Origin of the sequence: Paracoccus sp. (in: a-proteobacteria), assembly GCF_047605025.1 — a bacterium.
GTDB lineage: Bacteria > Pseudomonadota > Alphaproteobacteria > Rhodobacterales > Rhodobacteraceae > Paracoccus.
The window spans coordinates 23,429-40,410 of sequence record NZ_JASGGO010000027.1; the positions used below are offsets into that span (position 1 = coordinate 23,429).

General features: G+C 67.4%; 18 protein-coding genes and 1 tRNA gene. 12 read left to right on the forward strand and 7 right to left on the reverse strand.

Annotation, left to right across the window (positions count from 1 at the left end; genetic code table 11):
• The first annotated feature begins 22 nt into the window (after nt 1-22).
• Both QM682_RS14675 and QM682_RS14680 read left to right on the forward strand, forming a co-directional pair.
• Nucleotides 23-107, forward strand: a tRNA-Leu gene (locus QM682_RS14675).
• A 150-nt stretch (nt 108-257) separates the two neighbouring features.
• Nucleotides 258-689 carry an NUDIX domain-containing protein gene (locus QM682_RS14680; RefSeq protein ID WP_415131019.1) on the forward strand — a complete coding sequence of 144 codons (432 nt, stop codon included), beginning with the start codon at nt 258-260 and terminating at the stop codon, nt 687-689.
• Nucleotides 690-974: 285 nt separating this feature from the next.
• Here the strand turns inward: QM682_RS14680 and QM682_RS14685 are convergent, their stop codons facing one another.
• The gene (locus QM682_RS14685; RefSeq protein WP_415131021.1) at nt 975-1,316 is read right to left on the reverse strand and encodes an Hpt domain-containing protein; all 342 of its coding nucleotides are present in this window, start codon (nt 1,314-1,316) and stop codon (nt 975-977) included.
• Nucleotides 1,317-1,492: 176 nt separating this feature from the next.
• Between QM682_RS14685 and QM682_RS14690 the strand changes: the two genes are divergently transcribed.
• Nucleotides 1,493-2,707 carry a PP2C family protein-serine/threonine phosphatase gene (locus QM682_RS14690; RefSeq protein ID WP_415131023.1) on the forward strand — a complete coding sequence of 405 codons (1,215 nt, stop codon included), beginning with the start codon at nt 1,493-1,495 and terminating at the stop codon, nt 2,705-2,707.
• Nucleotides 2,708-3,276: 569 nt separating this feature from the next.
• Here the strand turns inward: QM682_RS14690 and ilvA are convergent.
• Entirely contained in the window at nt 3,277-4,518 is a 1,242-nt protein-coding gene (gene ilvA, locus QM682_RS14695) for a threonine ammonia-lyase IlvA (RefSeq protein WP_415131025.1), read from the reverse strand.
• Nucleotides 4,519-4,767: 249 nt separating this feature from the next.
• Nucleotides 4,768-5,097 (reverse strand): hypothetical protein, encoded by a 330-nt coding sequence (locus QM682_RS14700; RefSeq protein WP_415131027.1) that lies wholly within the window; start codon nt 5,095-5,097, stop codon nt 4,768-4,770.
• A 116-nt stretch (nt 5,098-5,213) separates the two neighbouring features.
• Between QM682_RS14700 and QM682_RS14705 the strand changes: the two genes are divergently transcribed.
• Nucleotides 5,214-6,440: an argininosuccinate synthase gene (locus tag QM682_RS14705; RefSeq protein WP_415131029.1), complete on the forward strand. Its 1,227-nt coding sequence runs from the start codon at nt 5,214-5,216 to the stop codon at nt 6,438-6,440.
• Nucleotides 6,441-6,474: 34 nt separating this feature from the next.
• Here the strand turns inward: QM682_RS14705 and QM682_RS14710 are convergent, their stop codons facing one another.
• Complete coding sequence (locus QM682_RS14710) at nt 6,475-6,906, reverse strand: nuclear transport factor 2 family protein (RefSeq protein WP_415131031.1); 432 nt, start codon at nt 6,904-6,906, stop codon at nt 6,475-6,477.
• A gap of 101 nt (nt 6,907-7,007) precedes the next feature.
• Here QM682_RS14710 and mog point away from each other — a divergent pair, with 101 nt between their 5' ends.
• The 3 genes from mog (at nt 7,008) to QM682_RS14725 (ending at nt 9,019) form a co-directional block, all read left to right on the forward strand.
• Nucleotides 7,008-7,547: a molybdopterin adenylyltransferase gene (mog, locus tag QM682_RS14715; protein WP_415131033.1), complete on the forward strand. Its 540-nt coding sequence runs from the start codon at nt 7,008-7,010 to the stop codon at nt 7,545-7,547.
• Between the two features lie 201 nt (nt 7,548-7,748).
• Nucleotides 7,749-8,672, forward strand: coding sequence for a DnaJ C-terminal domain-containing protein (locus QM682_RS14720; RefSeq protein WP_415131035.1), 924 nt, complete (start codon nt 7,749-7,751; stop codon nt 8,670-8,672).
• Nucleotides 8,669-9,019, forward strand: coding sequence for a hypothetical protein (locus QM682_RS14725; RefSeq protein ID WP_415131037.1), 351 nt, complete (start codon nt 8,669-8,671; stop codon nt 9,017-9,019). Before QM682_RS14720 ends, QM682_RS14725 begins: the two co-directional genes overlap by 4 nt.
• A 3-nt stretch (nt 9,020-9,022) precedes the next feature.
• On the opposite strand, the gene QM682_RS14730 is transcribed toward QM682_RS14725, so the two are convergent.
• The 3 genes from QM682_RS14730 to ccmI are packed head-to-tail and all read right to left on the reverse strand — an operon-like array spanning nt 9,023 to nt 10,873.
• Nucleotides 9,023-9,205 (reverse strand): DUF1289 domain-containing protein, encoded by a 183-nt coding sequence (locus QM682_RS14730; RefSeq protein ID WP_415131039.1) that lies wholly within the window; start codon nt 9,203-9,205, stop codon nt 9,023-9,025.
• Nucleotides 9,198-9,674 (reverse strand): Holliday junction resolvase RuvX, encoded by a 477-nt coding sequence (gene ruvX, locus QM682_RS14735; protein ID WP_415131041.1) that lies wholly within the window; start codon nt 9,672-9,674, stop codon nt 9,198-9,200. The genes QM682_RS14730 and ruvX overlap by 8 nt, the downstream gene beginning before the upstream one ends.
• Complete coding sequence (ccmI, locus tag QM682_RS14740; RefSeq protein ID WP_415131043.1) at nt 9,671-10,873, reverse strand: c-type cytochrome biogenesis protein CcmI; 1,203 nt, start codon at nt 10,871-10,873, stop codon at nt 9,671-9,673. The genes ruvX and ccmI overlap by 4 nt, the downstream gene beginning before the upstream one ends.
• Before the next feature lie 180 nt (nt 10,874-11,053).
• On the opposite strand from ccmI, the gene QM682_RS14745 reads away from it, so the two are divergent.
• The 5 genes from QM682_RS14745 to QM682_RS14765 all read left to right on the forward strand — a co-directional run bounded on the left by QM682_RS14745 (nt 11,054) and on the right by QM682_RS14765 (nt 16,942).
• Complete coding sequence (locus QM682_RS14745) at nt 11,054-12,325, forward strand: sarcosine oxidase subunit beta family protein (RefSeq protein ID WP_415131045.1); 1,272 nt, start codon at nt 11,054-11,056, stop codon at nt 12,323-12,325.
• Between the two features lie 154 nt (nt 12,326-12,479).
• Nucleotides 12,480-12,701 carry a hypothetical protein gene (locus tag QM682_RS14750; RefSeq protein WP_415131047.1) on the forward strand — a complete coding sequence of 74 codons (222 nt, stop codon included), beginning with the start codon at nt 12,480-12,482 and terminating at the stop codon, nt 12,699-12,701.
• A 440-nt stretch (nt 12,702-13,141) separates the two neighbouring features.
• Nucleotides 13,142-13,501, forward strand: coding sequence for a sarcosine oxidase subunit delta (locus tag QM682_RS14755; protein WP_415131049.1), 360 nt, complete (start codon nt 13,142-13,144; stop codon nt 13,499-13,501).
• Nucleotides 13,498-16,431 carry a sarcosine oxidase subunit alpha family protein gene (locus QM682_RS14760; protein ID WP_415131051.1) on the forward strand — a complete coding sequence of 978 codons (2,934 nt, stop codon included), beginning with the start codon at nt 13,498-13,500 and terminating at the stop codon, nt 16,429-16,431. The genes QM682_RS14755 and QM682_RS14760 overlap by 4 nt, the downstream gene beginning before the upstream one ends.
• A complete protein-coding gene (locus QM682_RS14765; RefSeq protein ID WP_415131053.1) occupies nt 16,424-16,942 on the forward strand; it encodes a sarcosine oxidase subunit gamma in 519 nt (172 codons plus the stop codon). Before QM682_RS14760 ends, QM682_RS14765 begins: the two co-directional genes overlap by 8 nt.
• Nucleotides 16,943-16,982 lie beyond the last annotated feature (40 nt).

Sequence of the window (16,982 nt, forward strand, 5' to 3'; positions counted from 1 at the left end):
TAATCAGCCGCTCACACCACCTGCCCAGGTGGCGGAATTGGTAGACGCGCACGGTTCAGGTCCGTGTGCCGCAAGGCGTGGAGGTTCGAGTCCTCTCCTGGGCACCAAATAAAAGCCCTGCAAGCTGAATAGCTTGCAGGGCTTTTGTCATTTCGATGAATGATTTTCGCGGCGACCTGGACAGGATCGCCACCGCTTGACTTTCCGCTCTGATCGGGGCGCTTTCTGGGTTTCTATCCGGCCAGGAAGGAGCTTTCATGATCCCGCGTTTCGGACCGCCGCCCGGCCACCGTCCCTATCGCCTGCGTCCGGGCGCCTATGCGATCCTGCCTCGGGACGGAAGGTTGCTGCTGACATTCCAGGAATCACCCGTGCCCGAATTCCAATTGCCCGGTGGGGGAATCGATCCGGGCGAATCGGCGCTTGCCGCGCTGCATCGCGAGGTGGCCGAGGAAACCGGCTGGCGCATCGGCGGCGCGCGGCGCATCGGGGCCTATCGGCGTTATTGCTACATGCCCGAATATGGCTTCTGGGCCGAGAAGCTCTGCCAGATCTGGCTCGCGCGTCCTGTGACGCGGCTGGGCGCGCCCCGCGAAAAAGGGCATAGCGCGCATTGGGTCTCGATCACCGCCGCTTGCAGGCTGGTGGCCGACCCCGGATCGCGCGCGTTCCTGTCCCGCCTGGGCTGAGGGTGGTCCGCCGGGCCGTGGCGAGGGGTGAAAGCCGCCGCTTTCATAAGCGCGGGCGATCCCGCGCAGGCGCATCCTGGCCAGCCGCTTGGCCCACTGGCATCCCTGGCCCCCTGCCGGACACCCGAAAGGCCGTTCCCTGATAAAGCGCGATAAGCTATTATGCCGCAGCATCCGCAGGTAACGGCCGCCTTGCCTGGTGACCCGGCCGGGGATCGCGCCGAACTTCTGCGGACCAGCCCGACCCACGCGGGAAAGCCTATGTTTTGCCGATGATAGTCACCATCATGCCCGTCGCTGGACCAGCCTCTCGGCCGCGAGTTCGGCGATCAGCCGCTGCTTCGAGGCGGAATAGCTTTCCATCAACTCATCCAGATCGGCCTGGGCCAGTCTGTTCTGGCTGGCCAGCTTTTCCCCCCGCCCGCAAAGCAGGCTCAGGCATTGCAGCCCCAGATTGCTGGCGCAGCCGTTGAGAAAATGAAGATCCGCGACCAGCCCCATCGGGCAACCTATGGAAAGGCGAACCATCACCGTCTCGACCTCATCCAGCGACAGTTCAAGTATGACGCGAAACTCGTCCTCGCCGACCTCGTCGCGCAGTTCGCGGATGCGGTTCCAATCCAGCATTTCAGCAGCTCAAAGATGAATCAATACGCCATCCCTAGCATGCTTTACGCCTCTTGCGTGTGGATTCTAAGAATTTTCGCGATTAACCGGCTATTGAGAGCTTATGGCTTAGAGCTTGCTGCATGGTGAATCAGATTCCCCCCTCCGTCCGACCCGCTCCGCCCGTGTGGCGGCTGGTGCTGCTTGTCGATGAAAGTCGGGCGCAGCGGCGCACCCTGGCGGTGCAATTGGTGCGCGCGGGCTATGACGTGCTGGAGGCCGAAACCCCCGAAGAGGCGATGCGGATCTGTGCCCAGCGGCGGCCCGATATCGTCATTTCGGACTGGAAGACCCCCGGTGAGCGGGGGCTGGATTTCTGCCGCAGGTTCCGCGAGATGCGGGCGGATCAATACGGGTATTTCATCCTTCTGACCTCGCGCGAGGACAAGAAGGAGGTGGCCGAGGGCCTGCGGGCGGGGGCGGACGAATTCCTGACCAAGCCGGTCTCGGGCGCGGAACTGCTGGCGCGGCTGTCGGCGGGCGAGCGTATCCTGCGGATGGAGGAGAGCCTGCGCCGCGCCAATGACCAGTTGAAGGCCACGCTGGCCCAATTGCGCGAGACCCAGGCCGCGATCGACCACGACCTGCGCGAGGCGCAGCGCCTGCAACAAGGCCTCGTGCGCGAGCGTAACGGCCAGTTCGGCCATTTCGAACTGTCGCTGCTGATGCGCCCCGCCGGCCATATCGGCGGCGATCTGGTCGGGTTCTTCCAGATCAATGCCCGGCAGGTCGGGCTGTTCGCGCTGGATGTCTCGGGCCATGGCATCACCGCCGCCCTGCTCAGCGCGCGGCTGGCGGCGCTTTTATCCTCGGGGGCGGATACGAATATCGCGATGCGCGCGACCAGCAGTGGCCAGAGCGAGGCGCGCCCGCCTTCGGAGGTGCTGCGGCAGTTGAACAGCCTGATGCTGGATGAACTGCGGACGGACAATTACCTTACCATGGTCTATGCCGATCTGGACGTGGTTTCGGGACGGATGCGGCTGGTCCAGGCGGGCCATCCGCATCCGGTGTTGCAGCATGCCGATGGCACGATCACGCGAATCGGGCGGGGCGGCATGCCCGTGGGGGTCTTCGCCGATGCCGAATTCGAGGAGGTCGAATTGCGCCTGGGCCGTGGCGAGCGGCTGTTCATCCTGTCCGACGGCCTGATCGAAAGCGAGAACAGCCGTGGCGAGCCGCTGGGCGATGAGGGGCTGCACGCGATCATGCGCACCAACGCCACGCTCAAGGGCAATGCGTTGCTGGAATCGATCTGCTGGTCGGCCGCGAACTATGCTGCCGGCAAGCGCAACGACGATATCTCCGCCGTCCTGATCGAGAATCACGACGTGCCGCTGCCGACGGGATGACATGGGTTTCCGCGCAGGGGGCTGCTGCGGAAAGGCGGGTCTGTCGAAAGTGATCGGCAGCGCTGGCAGGCGGCGTTCGTGCCGGGCCGCTTGGTTTGCGCGGTTGGAACGGGGCATCGCCGGTTTTGCTCGGAACCCCTTGTTCCATGCCGCATTCCCGTGATGTGTCACCGGGATCAATGCCCGCCCCGGCACGCATGTCGCCACCCGCGCCCCTCCTTCCCGGGCGCCCGCGCCTCGGATCACTCTGGCGAGGCCCCTCGATAAGGGCCAGGGGAACGCCGGGGCCATGGCAAGGGCCGCCCGGCGCCCCACCCGACCCGCGCCCGACCCGACCCGCGCCCCCGAGGGCTCGGGGTGCAGGCGGGCCTTCGCGAGGGTTGGCGGCGGGATCAGCGGACCGACGATTTCCGACAGGATCGAATAGGCCAGCACGCGGATCATCGCACGCGGATCACATCGCGTCCCGTCATCGGGCCGATGATCCCGGCGGCGACCCGCGTGGTCCGCAAGGTTTTCTTCGTTTCTCAAATACCCGAATCCGCCGGCAGCCGCGCCGGCGGTGGATCTTAGATCAGGAATTCCGCCAGCACCGGATCGCGGGTGATGTCGCGATAGCCGAAGCCGTGCTGCGCCAGGCGCTCGCAAAGCAGATCCAGGTTCTCGGGGACGGTCGTCTCGATCCCGATCAGGATCGAGCCGAAATTCCGCGCCGATTTCTTCAGGTATTCGAATCGGGCGATATCGTCCTGCGGCCCCAGTAATTGCAGGAAATCGCGCAATGCGCCGGGCCGCTGCGGCAGGCGCAGGATGAAATAACGCTTCAGCCCCGTGAAACGCTGCGCGCGCTCCTTGACCTCGGGCAGGCGCTCGAAATCGAAATTCCCGCCCGAGCAGATGCAGACGACGCGCTTGCCGGCCAGGTCGGGGATGTCGCGCAGCGCATCGACGGCCATGGCGCCGGCGGGTTCCAGCACGATCCCCTCGACATTCAGCATGTCGAGCATGGTGGCGCAAATGCGATCCTCGGGCGCCAGATGGACCTGTTCGGGCGTGAAACGGGACAGCAGACGATAGGGCAGGGCGCCGATCCGCGCCACCGCCGCGCCATCGACGAAGGTATCGACACCGGGCAGGGTGGTCGGCGCGCCCTCGCGCAGGGCCGCAAGCAGGCTCGCGCCGCCCTCCGGCTCGACGAAGGCCGCCCGGCAATCGGGTGCCATCTCGGCCAGAAGCGTGGTCACCCCCGAGGAAAGCCCGCCGCCGCCCACCGGCAGGATCACCAGGTCCGGCGCCTCGCCAAGCTGGGCCAGGATCTCAAGCCCCACGGTCGCCTGGCCCTCGATGATGTCCGCGTCGTCGAAAGGCGACAGGAACGTCGCCCCTCTGTCGCGCGCGAATTCCTGTGAGGCGGCCAGCGTCTGGTCGAAATAATCCCCCGTCAGCACGATCTCGACCGCGTCGCCGCCAAAGATCCGGGTCTTGGCGATCTTTTGCTGCGGCGTGGTGACCGGCATGAAGATCGTGCCCCTGGCGCCGAAATGGCGGCAGGCATAGGCCACGCCCTGGGCATGGTTGCCGGCGCTGGCGCAGACGAAATGCGCCGCCCCCTGCCGGGCCACGATCTTGCGCATGGCATTGAAGGCGCCGCGCAGCTTATAGCTGCGCACGGGCGTCAGATCCTCGCGTTTCAACCAGATCTCGGCGCCGTATTTCGCCGAAAGATGGTCGTTCTTTTGAAGCGGGGTCGGCTCGAAGAGGTCGCGCAGGGCGATCTCCGCCTGGCGGACAGAGGCGGCAAAGTTTTCCATGTGCGGGCAATGGCGTGAAATGAGGGGGTTGGCAAGTGCCTGTATTCTGGGGGCTAGTCAAGATGGCGCGGGCATGTCGCCCGCGGAAGCTGCGATTCAGGGCGCGATAGATCAGCCCCAGGAACCATATCGGGCCAATGATCAGCAGCAATACGGCGATCGGTGCCGTCAGTCCCAGGATGGCGCCAAATGAGGTAGCAACAGCTTGCGCCACCGGAAACATGGCCGGGTTCTCATGAAAGCCGCCGTTCAGCCTCGGCGCCGCGAACCAGGCCCCAACAAGGCCAGCAGCGCCAAGCAGGCAAAGACCGCCAGCGCGCCCCAACCGCCGTTGATCCGCCACAGCCGAGGCAGAGGGATCAGCCACAGCAGCACGATCAGGATGGGAATCAGCCCGGTTGCGCCCGCCACGGCCCAAAGGACGAGCTGCGGCAGGCTGGTCAGTTGCAATGTGCCAAGGCCCGCCAGCCAGATCGCGACCAGAACCAGCGTTGCCGGCAGGCAATCGCGGCGCCATTGCCGCGGTCTTTGACGCTGAATGTTCAGCCATATGCCGGGAATGGGGCGGGAATTTGGCATGAGCCGTCTCATCACGGGGGCGCGGGGCAGGTCTGCGAAGGTTTACGGGCCGCGCCTCTTGTGACAGGCCGCGATTGGCCCTATTCCCTGCCGAAATTCCACGAAGGGTTAACCGCATGTCCGACGCGCCGAAGAAAGTCGTCCTTGCCTATTCGGGCGGGCTCGACACCTCGATCATCCTGAAATGGCTCCAGACCGAATATGGCTGCGAGGTCATCACCTTCACCGCCGATCTGGGCCAGGGCGAGGAACTGGAGCCGGCGCGCGCCAAGGCCGAACTGCTGGGCATCAAGCCCGAGAACATCCATATCGTCGACGTGCGCGAGGAATTCGTGCGCGATTTCGTCTTCCCGATGTTCCGCGCCAATGCGCTTTACGAAGGGCTTTACCTGCTGGGCACCTCGATCGCGCGGCCACTCATCTCCAGGCACCTGGTCGAGATCGCGCACCGGCACGGCGCCGATGCCGTGGCCCATGGCGCCACCGGCAAGGGCAACGACCAGGTGCGGTTCGAGCTTTCGGCCTATGCGCTGGACCCCTCGATCCGGGTGATCGCGCCCTGGCGGGAATGGGACCTGACCTCGCGCACCAAGCTGCTGGAATTCGCCGAGACGAACCAGATCCCGATCGCCAAGGACAAGCGCGGCGAGGCGCCCTTCAGCGTGGACGCGAACCTGCTGCACACCAGCAGCGAGGGCAAGGCGCTGGAAAACCCCGCCGAGGAGGCGCCGGATTACGTCTATCAGCGCACGGTTTCGCCCGAGGAAGCGCCCGATACCCCGGAATATGTCGAGATCGGCTTCGAGCGGGGCGATGCCGTCTCCATCGACGGCGAGGCGCTTTCTCCGGCCACGATCCTGACCCGCCTCAACGAGATCGGCGGGCGCAACGGCGTCGGCCGGCTGGACTTCGTGGAAAACCGCTTCGTCGGCATGAAATCGCGCGGCATCTACGAAACCCCCGGCGGCACCGTGCTGCTGGAAGCGCATCGCGGGATCGAGCAGATCACGCTTGACGCCGGGGCGGGGCACCTGAAGGATTCGATCATGCCGCGCTATGCGGAACTGATCTATAACGGCTTCTGGTATTCGCCCGAGCGCGAGGCGCTTCAGGCGCTGATCGACAAGACCCAGGAACATGTGACCGGCACGGTGCGGCTCAAGCTCTACAAGGGCTCGGTCCATTGCGTGGGCCGCTGGTCGGATCACTCGCTCTACAGCGAAAAGCATGTGACCTTCGAGGATGACGCCGGCGCCTATGACCAGAAGGACGCGGCGGGCTTCATCCGCCTGAACGCCCTGCGGCTGAAGCTGATCGCGAACCGCAACGCGCGGTTCAAGTAAGCAGACGGGCCGCGGGCATCGCCTGCGGCCCTGTTCACATGACGCCGTGCTGGCGCATCAGCGCCTCTTCGTCGCCGGTGACCCAGCCGAAAACCTCGGCCTCGCCGGCCAGCACCTGCACCAGGTAATGCACATCGAAACCGATGGCGGTTTCGGGCAGGTCGTCGCGGGCATAGGTTGCGGTCCAGCCGACATGGGCGACGCAATGGCAATCGTCGATGGCCGACAGCCGGATTTCGCCCAGCCGCATCTCGCGGGTGCCGATGGCCCGATGGTGCGCGTAACCCTGCGCCATCGCCTGGCGCAGTTGCGCGTCGTTTTTGCCGGTCTTCACGCCAAGGGGCGAGGCGGCGATGAACTCGGGCGTATAAAGCGCCGCCATCTCGTCTTTGTCAAAATCCCCGGCCAAGGCGCGCGCGAAGAATGCGGCATAGCGGGCGAAAAGCGTCCTGACGGCCTGTTCCATCCGATTTCCCCCCCCAGCGGTTTCCTGGGCAGTATGGCGGCGGCGGGACGCCGCGCCAACGGGGCCTTTCCTTCACCTCCGGCGCGCGCCAAGATGTCGGCATGACCCAGACCCAACGCCCCGCCCACATCGCCATCGTCACCGTATCGGATCGCGCCGCGCGGGGCGAATACCCGGACAGGGGCGGGCCGGGGGCCGAGGACTGGCTGCGGGCCGTCGTCACCTCGCCCATGCGGATCACCCGCACCATCATTCCCGACGGGCGCGAGGTCGTGGCCGCGACCCTGCGCGACCTGGCCGATGGCGGTGCCGACCTGATCCTGGTGACCGGCGGCACCGGCCCCGCGCCCCGCGACCTGACCCCCGAGGCCATGGGCGACGTGATGGAAAAGGAACTGCCCGGCTTCGGCGAGGAGATGCGCCGCGCCAGCCTGCGCGAAGTCCCCACCGCGATCCTGTCGCGCCAGACGGCGGGCATCCGGGGCCGCACGCTGATGATCACCATCCCCGGCAAGCCCTCGGCCATCGCCACCTGCCTCGATGCGGTCTTCGCGGCCGTGCCCTATTGCCTCGACCTGATCGGCGCCGCGCGGATCGAGACCGACCCCGCCCGCATCCGGGCCTTCCGCCCGAAATCCTGACCTGTGCACTCCGTCTTTCTTGCCCAAATATCCCGGGGGAGCGTTTTGCGTGCCCCATCAAGGGGCACGCAAAACGCGGGGGCGGAGCCCCTACTCCCCGTCGCAACTGGACAAAACCTCCGGTCTGATGTCCCATGGCCGGGAACGGCGGCGGGGCGCGGAGCGTTGTCGCCTGGGTGGTGAAAAGGAAAGATGACGGCGATGGCCGATGATCCCTACAAGGCGCTGGACCTCAGCAAGACGGCCACTCAGGACGAGATCAAGAAAGCCTATCGCAAGATCGCCAAGACCGACCATCCCGACCTGAATCCAGATCCGGCGGCGCATGAACGCTTCAAGGCCGCTTCCTCGGCCTATGACCTGCTGAAGGATGCCGACCAGCGCGCCCGCTTCGACAGGGGCGAGATCGACGCCTCGGGCCAGGAACGCCCGCAGCGGCATTACTATCGCGACTACGCCCAGGCGGGCGACAATCCCTATCGCCAGGGCAGCCCGGATTTCGAGGATCTGTCGGATGTCTTCTCGGACCTGTTCGGCCAGCAGGGGCAGGGGCAGGGGCAGGGGCGTGGGCGTGGCGGGGCGCGCGGCTTCGACATGCGCGGCCAGGACCTGCGCTTCACGCTGGAAATCGACTTCCTGACCGCCGCGCGGGGCGGCGCCACGCGCATCACCATGCCCGACGGCGCGATCCTGGACGTGAGGATCCCCGAGGGCGCGCGCGACGGCCAGATCATCCGCCTGCGTGGCAAGGGCGGCCCCGGTTACGGCGAGGGCCAGGCCGGCGATGCGCTTCTGACCCTGATCGTGGCCGATGATCCCGACTGGCGCCGCGACGGCGACGACGTGGAGACGACCCTGCCCATCACCATCGACGAAGCCGTGCTGGGCGGCAAGGTCGAGGCCGAGACCATCGACGGCCCGGTGATGCTGACCGTGCCGCGTGGCGCAAGCTCGGGCCAGAAGCTGCGGCTGAAGGGGCGGGGCCTGCGCGGCCCCGACGGCACGCGGGGCGATCAGCATGTCGTCCTGAAGATCGTGATGCCGCCCCGGATCGACGATGATCTCGCGCGCTTCATGGAGGGATGGCGCGAGGAACATGCCTATGATGCGAGGAGGGCGAGATGACCCGCAAGCATTATACCTCGGAGCAGGTGCTGGCGCTGCTGCCCGAATTGCGGCCCGGCCAGTTGCGGAGCTACATCCGCGCGGGCGTGGTGGTGCCGGTGCAATCCGAATCCGGGCCGCTGTTTCGGGATCTGGATCTTGCCCGGCTGCAACTGATCGTGGACCTGTCCGAGGGCTATCATCTGGACGACGAGGCGCTGGCGCTGGTCCTGTCGCTGGTCGACCAGCTTCACGGGCTGCGCGGCGACATGCGCGCCATCCTTGACGCGGTTGCCCGCGAACCGGCCGAGACGCGGCTGCGGCTCAGGACCGCGATCCGCGAGGTGCGCGTCGTGGTGCGGGGCTAAGCTTCAGGACCTGCCGGCGGCAAGCGCCTCGCGCGCGGGCAGGGCGGCCATGATGCCGCGCCGCTGCGCCTCGGTCATCGTCCCCCAGCCCGCGATCTCGTCGAGGCTGCGCAGGCAGCCGGTGCAAAGGCCGGATGCGGGATCTATCACGCAGACCCGGATGCAGGGGCTGGACACCTTAGCCATCGCGGGCCAGGTGGCGCAGCCGGTCCAGGGCGCCTTGCAGGATATAGCCCGCGGCGACCTGGTCGATCACCTCGGCCCGGCGCCTGCGCGAGGTATCGCCCTCAAGCAAGGCCCGCTCGGCGGCGACGGTGGACAGCCGCTCGTCCCAGAAGGTGATGGGCAGCGGCGTCAGCCGTTCCAGATTGCGGGCGAAGGCGCGGGTCGATTGCGCGCGCGGCCCTTCCGAGCCGTCCATATTGCGCGGCAGGCCCAGCACCAATCCGACCAGCGCGCGTTCCGCGACGATCTTCAGCAGCGCCTGCGCGTCCAGGGTGAATTTCTCGCGCCGGATCACGGTCAGGGGCGAGGCCACGCCGCGCAGCCCGTCGCTGACCGCGACGCCGATGGTCTTGGTTCCCAGGTCCAGCCCGGCCACAGCGCCGGCGCGGGGCAGGATGGCGGCGAATTCCTCGATCTGTTCCAGGATCATTGCAGTCCAGCCTTTCCTGCGGCTTCCTCGATGGGGGCGGCGGCCTCGGGGCCGAACTGGCGGCGGGCTTCGGCCAGGATTTCCTGCGCATGGTCCTTTTGGCCCAGAACCGCAAGGGCCGCGATCAGCCGTGCCCATTCCTGGGGCGTGCCGCCTTGCCGGGCCAGGCGCGCCTCCAGGCCCTGGACCATGCCCTCGATCATCCTCTCGCGGTCCTCGGGGGCCATGTCGCGCGCGGCGGCGAGGGCATCGGCATCGGGGCCGGGCTGCTGGTCGTCGGGCGGTTGGTAATCGGGTTGGCCAGCCAGCCAGGCCAGATCCCCGATCAGCGGGCGGATCAGCGCGTTCAGCGCCGGATCGGCGGGTGCTTCGGCCAGAAGCGCGGCCCAGATCGGAAAGGCGCGGTCGGCGCGGCCGTTCTGGATCTGCAAGAGGCCGGCAAGATAGCGCATCTGCACCTGTGCCGGGTCCAGTTCCAGCGCCTTGCGCATCGCCGCCTCGGCCTCGCGCGTGACCAGCCCGCCCGCGGCCTCGACCGTCAGCCCGGCCAGGCGGGCGTAATCCTCGGCCCCGGCCGCCCCGGCCTTCAACGCCACCAGCCGGGCCTGCGCCTCTCTGGCGGCGGCAAGATTTCCCAGCCGCTCCTCATGCAGGGCCAGCAGTTCCTGGCCGCGCGGGTCGTCGGGGTTCCGCGCCACGGCCGCGCGCAGTTTCTGCACCAGGTCCAGATATTCGGGATCGGGGGCGGGGCGGTCGGGTCTGGGGGCCAGACGCTCTGCCTCGGCCTGCGAGGGGCGGGCCTGATAGCGCGCCTGGGCCTGCGCCAGGCGTTGGGCGATGGGCTGGTCGGGCGCGCCCGGAGCACCAAGCCGGTCATAGGCCAGAAACGCCCCCGCCAGCAGCAGGGCCAGCAGGACCAGCGCCGCCCGCCCGCCGGGGGGGGCGCCTGCGGGCTGTTCCCGCAGCGCGCGGTCGGCGGCCAGCACCTTGCGGCCGATCTCGGTGCGCAGGCGCTCGGCCTCGGCGGGATCGACCAGCCTGCGCTCCAGGTCGCGCTCGACCTCGCGGAGCTGGTCGCGATAGATGCGCAGGTCGCAGGCGGCGGCTGAATCGCCGGGGCTGCGGCGGCGCGTCAGGGGCGCGGCGATGGCCAGCGCCACCACCCCGGTCAGCGCGGCGCAGATGATCCAGAACGTCATGGCTCCTCCCTGGCGGCGGCCCCGTCATAGCCGCTTTGGCCCTTGGGAAAAAGCCGCAGCCATAAAGAAGATCCGCGTCCGGTCCTGACGCATTTCGACAACCGGCCCGTCGCAGTTCGGCTTGCCCGCGCCCCCCGGAACAGCGCATTTTGCGAAAGACGAGTCGCGAAAGGTCCAGCCATGTCCGCATCCCAACCTCGAGGCACCGGCAATTACTCGGTCTTTGCCATCGCGCGCGAGGCGATGCGCCTGCATACGGGATGGAAGCGCGCCTGGGCCAGCCCGCAGCCGAAGCGGAAATATCAGGTGGTGATCGTCGGCGCCGGCGGGCATGGGCTGGCGACGGCCTATTATCTGGGCAGGAATTTCGGCATCACCGACATCGCCATCGTCGAAAAGGGCTGGCTGGGCGGCGGCAATACCGGGCGGAACACGACGATCATCCGCTCGAACTATCTGCAAGACCCTTCGGCCGCGATCTATGACAAGGCATTGCAGCTTTACGAGAACCTGTCCCAGGATCTGAACTACAACGTCATGTTCAGCCCGCGCGGCCTGCTGATGCTGGCCCAGACCGAACATGAGGTGCGCGGCTACAAGCGCACGGTCCACGCCAATCGGTTGCAGGGCGTCTCGACCGACTGGATCACCCCCCGGCGCATCAAGGAGATGCTGCCGATCATCAATATCGACGGCCCGCGCTATCCGGTCCTGGGGGGGCTTTACCAGGCGCGGGGCGGCACGGCACGGCACGATGCCGTTGCCTGGGGCTATGCGCGGGCATGCAGCGCCATGGGCATGGACATCATCCAGAACTGCGAGGTCACCGGGATCGAGACCGCGAACGGCCAGGTCCAGGCCGTCGACACCGCGAAGGGCCGCATCGAATGCGACAAGCTGGCGCTGGTCGTCGCCGGGCATTCCTCGGTGCTGGCGGAAATGGCGGGCTTTCGCCTGCCGATCGAATCTCTGGCCTTGCAGGCGCTGGTCAGCGAGCCGATCAAGCCCTGCTGCGATCTGGTGATCATGGCCAACACCGTCCACGGCTACCTGTCGCAATCCGACAAGGGCGAGATGGTGATCGGCGGCGGCACCGACGGGTTCAACAACTATTCGCAGCGCGGCTCGTGGCACCATGTCGAAGAAACCGTCCGCGCCCTGATCGAGACTTTCCCCATGCTCTCGCGGCTGAAGATGCTGCGGCAATGGGGGGGCATCGTGGACATGACCGGCGACCGCTCTCCCATCCTTTCGACGACGCCGGTGGGCAATATCTTCGTCAATTGCGGCTGGGGCACGGGCGGGTTCAAGGCCATTCCCGGCTCGGGCTGGGCGATGGCGGAACTGATCGCCAAGGGCCAGCCGGGGCCGCTGGCCGCCGAGTTCGGCCTGAATCGCTTTCGCGAGGGACGCTTCATCGACGAAAGCGTCGCCGCCGGGGTGGCGCATTGATGGATCTCGCCTGCGATATAGCGGCCCGAAGGGGCAGGGCTGGGCCGATTTCCGCGCAATTCGCGCTCTGGAAGAAAGATGTGCAATTTCAATGGAACTCTTTGGTGGTTTGCGCTTTATCTGGGCACGTCACCATGACCAAGGAGTTTTCTTCATGGCCGAACAGAACAAAAGCAATCTCGGGCTTATCATCGGCGCGATCGTCGTCGTGCTGGCCGTCGTCTACTGGTTCATGTCCTCGGGCAGCGCGCCCGAGCCGACCGCGCCCGCGCCCGCCGTCACCACTGAACCCGCGCCCGCCGCGCCGGCGGGAACGACCGATGGCGCCGTCAGCGTCGAGCCTGCGCCCGCAACCCCTGCTCCGGCCAGCAACTAAGGTCCAAGGGCCGATTTGCGGCCTCGGCCGGGGGGCGCCGCGCCCCTCGGCCAGGGCCGTTTCGCGGGCAGCGGCCTGATGGCGCGCGACCCCGATATGGAAAAGATCCCGCGCCAGGGTGTGGCTGATCTGGGCGACCGGCCCGGCATTCCAGCATCGCGGCTTGATGAAAAGCCGATGCCCGGCGGTTCCTGCTTTCTTTGTGATGGGCATATGCTTTGCGCCGTGCGTGAGGATCGCGCCGTGTATCGCGCGGGCAAGCCGCGTCACGCGGCGGCGGTGCCGGCCCCGGCGGGCCGCGCGCCCATGACCCACGATCACCGCCCCTGTTCCGGCTGGGTCCGGCAGGCGGGCGATGCCCTTTCCGATGATCAGACGCGCGCCAGGCCGACCGCCGGGGCGCTGGATGCCATGCGCGCTTTGCCGCCGAAGGAGTGCCGATGCTGACCCTGACCTGTCCCTATTGCGGCATTGCCGCCGAAGAGACCGAACTGGCGCCCGGCGGCCAGGCGCATCTGAAACGCTTTGGCCCCGGCTCGACCGACGAGGAATTCGAGGATTATCTTTTCGCCCGCAAGAATCCCAAGGGCGTGCATTTCGAGCGTTGGCGCCATGCCTATGGCTGCGGCAAGTGGTTCCTGGCCGCGCGCGATACCGTGACGCTTGAGGTCTTCGGCACCTACCGCGCCCAGACGCCGCATCCGACAGTCGAAATCGTCGCCGCCATCCAGGCCCGGCGCCCAGGCTGGAAACCAGACTGGACCCAGACGCCCACCCCCGCTGAAAGCCTGACCGAATGAGCGATGCGAAACCCTTCCGCCTGTCCAGGGGCGGCCGCCTGATAGACCGCGCCTATCAGCTTCCCTTCCGCTTCGACGGTCGCCACCTGCGCGGGCTGACGGGCGATACGCTTGCCTCGGCCCTGCTGGCGAATGGGCAGTTGCTGATGGGCCGGTCCTTCAAATACCACCGTCCGCGCGGCCCCCTGGCCTCGGGCGCCGAGGAACCGAACGCGCTGCTGGGCCTGGGGCAGGGCGGCCGGTTCGAGCCGAACCAGCGCGCCACCACCACGGCCCTTGTCGGCGGCATGGTGACGGCCAGCCAGAACTGCTGGCCCAGCCTGAACGTGGATATCGGCGCGGTGAACGACGCGCTGTATCGCTTCCTGCCGGCGGGCTTCTATTACAAGACCTTCATCCACCCCCGCCCGTTCTGGAAACATGTGTTCGAGCCGGTCATCCGCCGCTCGGCCGGCCTGGGCAAGGCCCCGACCGAGGCGGACCCGGACAGCTATGAACAGGCTTATGCCCATGCCGATCTGGTCGTGGTGGGCGGCGGCATCGCCGGGCTGACGGCGGCGCTTGAGGCCGCGCAGGCGGGGAAATCCGTCACTCTGCTGGAGCAGAACCCGTATTTCGGCGGCCGCACGCCGACCGACCATGCCGACGGCCAGACCCGGATCGACGCGGCTCTGGCGGCCTTGCGGGGGCTGCCGAACGTGACCCTGCGCCGCAATACCATGGCGACGGGGCTTTACGATCATGGCTACCTGATCGCGCGCGAGGCGCTGGCCGATCACGACCCGAATGCCGCCATCCCGCGCCAGCGGCTTTGGCGTATCCGCGCCGGCCATGTGATCGTCGCCACGGGCGCGTTGGAGCGCCCGCTCAGCTTTGCCGGCAATGACGTGCCGGGGGTGATGCTGGCCTCGGCGGTGCGCGATTTCATCGACCTTTACGGCGTGGCGCCGGGCCGGCGCGTGGTCGTGGTCACGAATAACGACGACGCCTATCGCACGGCGCTTGCCGCGCTGGATGCGGGGCTTGAGGTGCCGGTGATCGTGGATGCGCGTCCGAATGCGAGCGGCGCGCTGCCCGAGGCCGCCCGCGAACGCGGCATCCGCGTTCTCAGCGGCATGGCCATCGCCGGGATCAGGGGCAGATCCTCGGTCGAGGGGGTGAAGCTGTGCAGCCATGCCGGCGCGGGGGCGGTGCAGGAAGAAGTCGCGGCGGATTGCGTCGCCATGTCCGGCGGCTGGTCCCCCGTCGTGCATCTGTGGAGCCATTGCGGCGGCAAGCTGGCCTGGTCCGAGGATCGGGCGATGTTCCATCCCGATCCGGCCCGCCCCCCCACCGGCGCCGATGGCGCGGCCATGGCGACGCCCGTGGGCGCGGCGGCGGGCGACCTGCTGCTGGCCCAGGCGACCGGGGCCGCGCCCGAGCAGCCGCTGCTGCCGGTCTGGGTCATGCCGGTCAATGCCACGCGCAGGATGAAGTTCAAGATGTGGCTGGATTTCCAGAACGACGTGAAGGTCTCGGATGTCGAGCTTGCCGCGCAAGAGGGCTATGAAAGCGTCGAACATACCAAGCGTTATACCACCCTGGGCATGGCGACGGACCAGGGCAAGGTCAGCAATATCAACGGTCTCGCGGTGCTGTCCAAGGCGTTGGGCCAGTCGATTCCGGCCACGGGCACGACGACCTTCCGCCCGCCCTATACGCCTCTGACCTTCGGCGCCATCGCCGGCGAGGCGCGGGGCGATCTGTTCCAGCCGCTGCGCAAGACGCCGATGCATGGCTGGCACCAGGCGCGCGGCGCCTTCTTCGAGCCGGTTGGCCATTGGCGCCGGCCCTATTGCTATCCGCGGGGCGGTGAAAGCCATGCCGAGGCGGTGGCGCGCGAGATCCTGGCCGTGCGGGCCGGCGTCGGCACGCTCGACGCCTCGACGCTGGGCAAGATCGTGGTCAAGGGGCCGGATGCGGGCAAGTTCCTCGACATGATCTATACCGGCATGATGTCCACCCTGCCCATCGGCAAATGCCGTTATGGCCTGATCTGCAACGAGAACGGCTTTCTTGTCGACGACGGCGTGGCCGCGCGCCTGTCCGGTGACAGTTGGCTCGTGCATACCACCACCGGCGGCGCCGACCGTATCCACGCGCATATGGAGGACTGGCTGCAATGCGAGTGGTGGGACTGGAAGGTCCATACCGCCAATGTCACCGAGCAATGGGCGCAGGTCGCCGTGGTCGGTCCCAAGGCGCGTGTTCTGTTGGAGCGGCTGGCCGGCGGCATCGACCTGTCGGCCGAGGCGCTGCCCTTCATGGGCTGGGCCGAGGGCGAGATCGCCGGCATCCCCGCCCGGATCTATCGCATCAGCTTCTCGGGCGAGCTCAGCTTCGAGGTCGCGGTCCCGGCGAAGCGCGGGCTTGAGCTTTGGGAAAGGCTGCACGAGGCGGGTGCGGATCTGGGCGTGACCCCCTATGGCACCGAGGCGATGCATGTCATGCGCGCCGAAAAGGGCTTCATCATGATCGGGGACGAAACCGACGGCACCGTGATTCCGCAGGATCTGGGCATGTCCTGGGCGATCTCGAAGAAGAAGCCCGACTATATCGGCAAGCGCGCGCAAGAGCGCGGCTTCATGACCTCGCCCGACCGCTGGACGCTGGTGGGGCTGGAAAGCCTGGATGGCCGCATGCTGCCCGACGGCGCGCTTGCCGTGGCCGAGGGCGTGAACGGCAATGGCCAGCGCCATACGCAGGGCCGCGTGACCTCGACCTATCTTTCGCCGACGCTGGGCAGGCCCATCGCCATGGGGCTGGTGCTGAACGGCCCCGCGCGCATGGGGCAGGTGCTGGAATTCCCGGCGGAAGGGGCCGAAACCTACAAGGCGCGGATCTGCGATCCGGTCTTTTACGACAAGGAAGGGAGCCGGGCGAATGGCTGAGGCGCTGGCGCGAATCACCGAATTGGCCGACCTGGGCATGATCCAGATCCGCGCCGATCTGGGCGGGGCAGGCGATGCCATCAGGGGCGCGACGGGGCTTGCGGTCCCGGCGCCGGTCTCGACCGTGGGCGATGGCACCCGCACCCTGGTGTGGATGTCGCCGGACGAACTGCTGCTGGTCCTGCCCGCAGCCGATACGGCGCAGGCCCTGGCCGCGCTGACGCAGGCGCTTGCCCCGCATCACGCCCTGGTCCTGGATGTCGGCGACATGCGCCGGGCCTTCGCGGTCGAGGGACCAAGGGCCGCGCAGGTGCTGATGAAGCTTTCGCCCGCCGATATCGCGTCCATGCCCCCGGACGGCGCCCGCCGCTCGCGCGCGGGGCAGGTCGCCTGCGGCATCTGGCGCACGGGCGAGGGCTTCGTCGTCATCGGCTTCCGCTCGGTCGGGGATTACATCGCGGGGCTTTTGCAGGGCGCGGCACGCGTGGGCAGCCAGCTTGATCCGCGCTGATCGCTTTCCCGCCTTCTGGCCGAGCGCGAGACGGGCTATG

What these genes read in the sequence shown, in the direction of transcription:
- QM682_RS14710 (WP_415131031.1), bottom strand. Translation starts at nt 6,906, where the DNA reads ATGGAACAGGCCGTCAGGACGCTTTTCGCCCGCTATGCCGCATTCTTC.
- ccmI (WP_415131043.1), bottom strand. Translation starts at nt 10,873, where the DNA reads ATGACGTTCTGGATCATCTGCGCCGCGCTGACCGGGGTGGTGGCGCTG.
- QM682_RS14745 (WP_415131045.1), top strand. Translation starts at nt 11,054, where the DNA reads ATGTCCGCATCCCAACCTCGAGGCACCGGCAATTACTCGGTCTTTGCC.
- QM682_RS14730 (WP_415131039.1), bottom strand. Translation starts at nt 9,205, where the DNA reads ATGGCTAAGGTGTCCAGCCCCTGCATCCGGGTCTGCGTGATAGATCCC.
- QM682_RS14705 (WP_415131029.1), top strand. Translation starts at nt 5,214, where the DNA reads ATGTCCGACGCGCCGAAGAAAGTCGTCCTTGCCTATTCGGGCGGGCTC.
- QM682_RS14765 (WP_415131053.1), top strand. Translation starts at nt 16,424, where the DNA reads ATGGCTGAGGCGCTGGCGCGAATCACCGAATTGGCCGACCTGGGCATG.
- QM682_RS14700 (WP_415131027.1), bottom strand. Translation starts at nt 5,097, where the DNA reads ATGCCAAATTCCCGCCCCATTCCCGGCATATGGCTGAACATTCAGCGT.
- QM682_RS14680 (WP_415131019.1), top strand. Translation starts at nt 258, where the DNA reads ATGATCCCGCGTTTCGGACCGCCGCCCGGCCACCGTCCCTATCGCCTG.
- QM682_RS14755 (WP_415131049.1), top strand. Translation starts at nt 13,142, where the DNA reads ATGCTGACCCTGACCTGTCCCTATTGCGGCATTGCCGCCGAAGAGACC.
- QM682_RS14750 (WP_415131047.1), top strand. Translation starts at nt 12,480, where the DNA reads ATGGCCGAACAGAACAAAAGCAATCTCGGGCTTATCATCGGCGCGATC.
- QM682_RS14685 (WP_415131021.1), bottom strand. Translation starts at nt 1,316, where the DNA reads ATGCTGGATTGGAACCGCATCCGCGAACTGCGCGACGAGGTCGGCGAG.
- ruvX (WP_415131041.1), bottom strand. Translation starts at nt 9,674, where the DNA reads ATGATCCTGGAACAGATCGAGGAATTCGCCGCCATCCTGCCCCGCGCC.
- QM682_RS14760 (WP_415131051.1), top strand. Translation starts at nt 13,498, where the DNA reads ATGAGCGATGCGAAACCCTTCCGCCTGTCCAGGGGCGGCCGCCTGATA.
- QM682_RS14725 (WP_415131037.1), top strand. Translation starts at nt 8,669, where the DNA reads ATGACCCGCAAGCATTATACCTCGGAGCAGGTGCTGGCGCTGCTGCCC.
- QM682_RS14720 (WP_415131035.1), top strand. Translation starts at nt 7,749, where the DNA reads ATGGCCGATGATCCCTACAAGGCGCTGGACCTCAGCAAGACGGCCACT.
- mog (WP_415131033.1), top strand. Translation starts at nt 7,008, where the DNA reads ATGACCCAGACCCAACGCCCCGCCCACATCGCCATCGTCACCGTATCG.
- ilvA (WP_415131025.1), bottom strand. Translation starts at nt 4,518, where the DNA reads ATGGAAAACTTTGCCGCCTCTGTCCGCCAGGCGGAGATCGCCCTGCGC.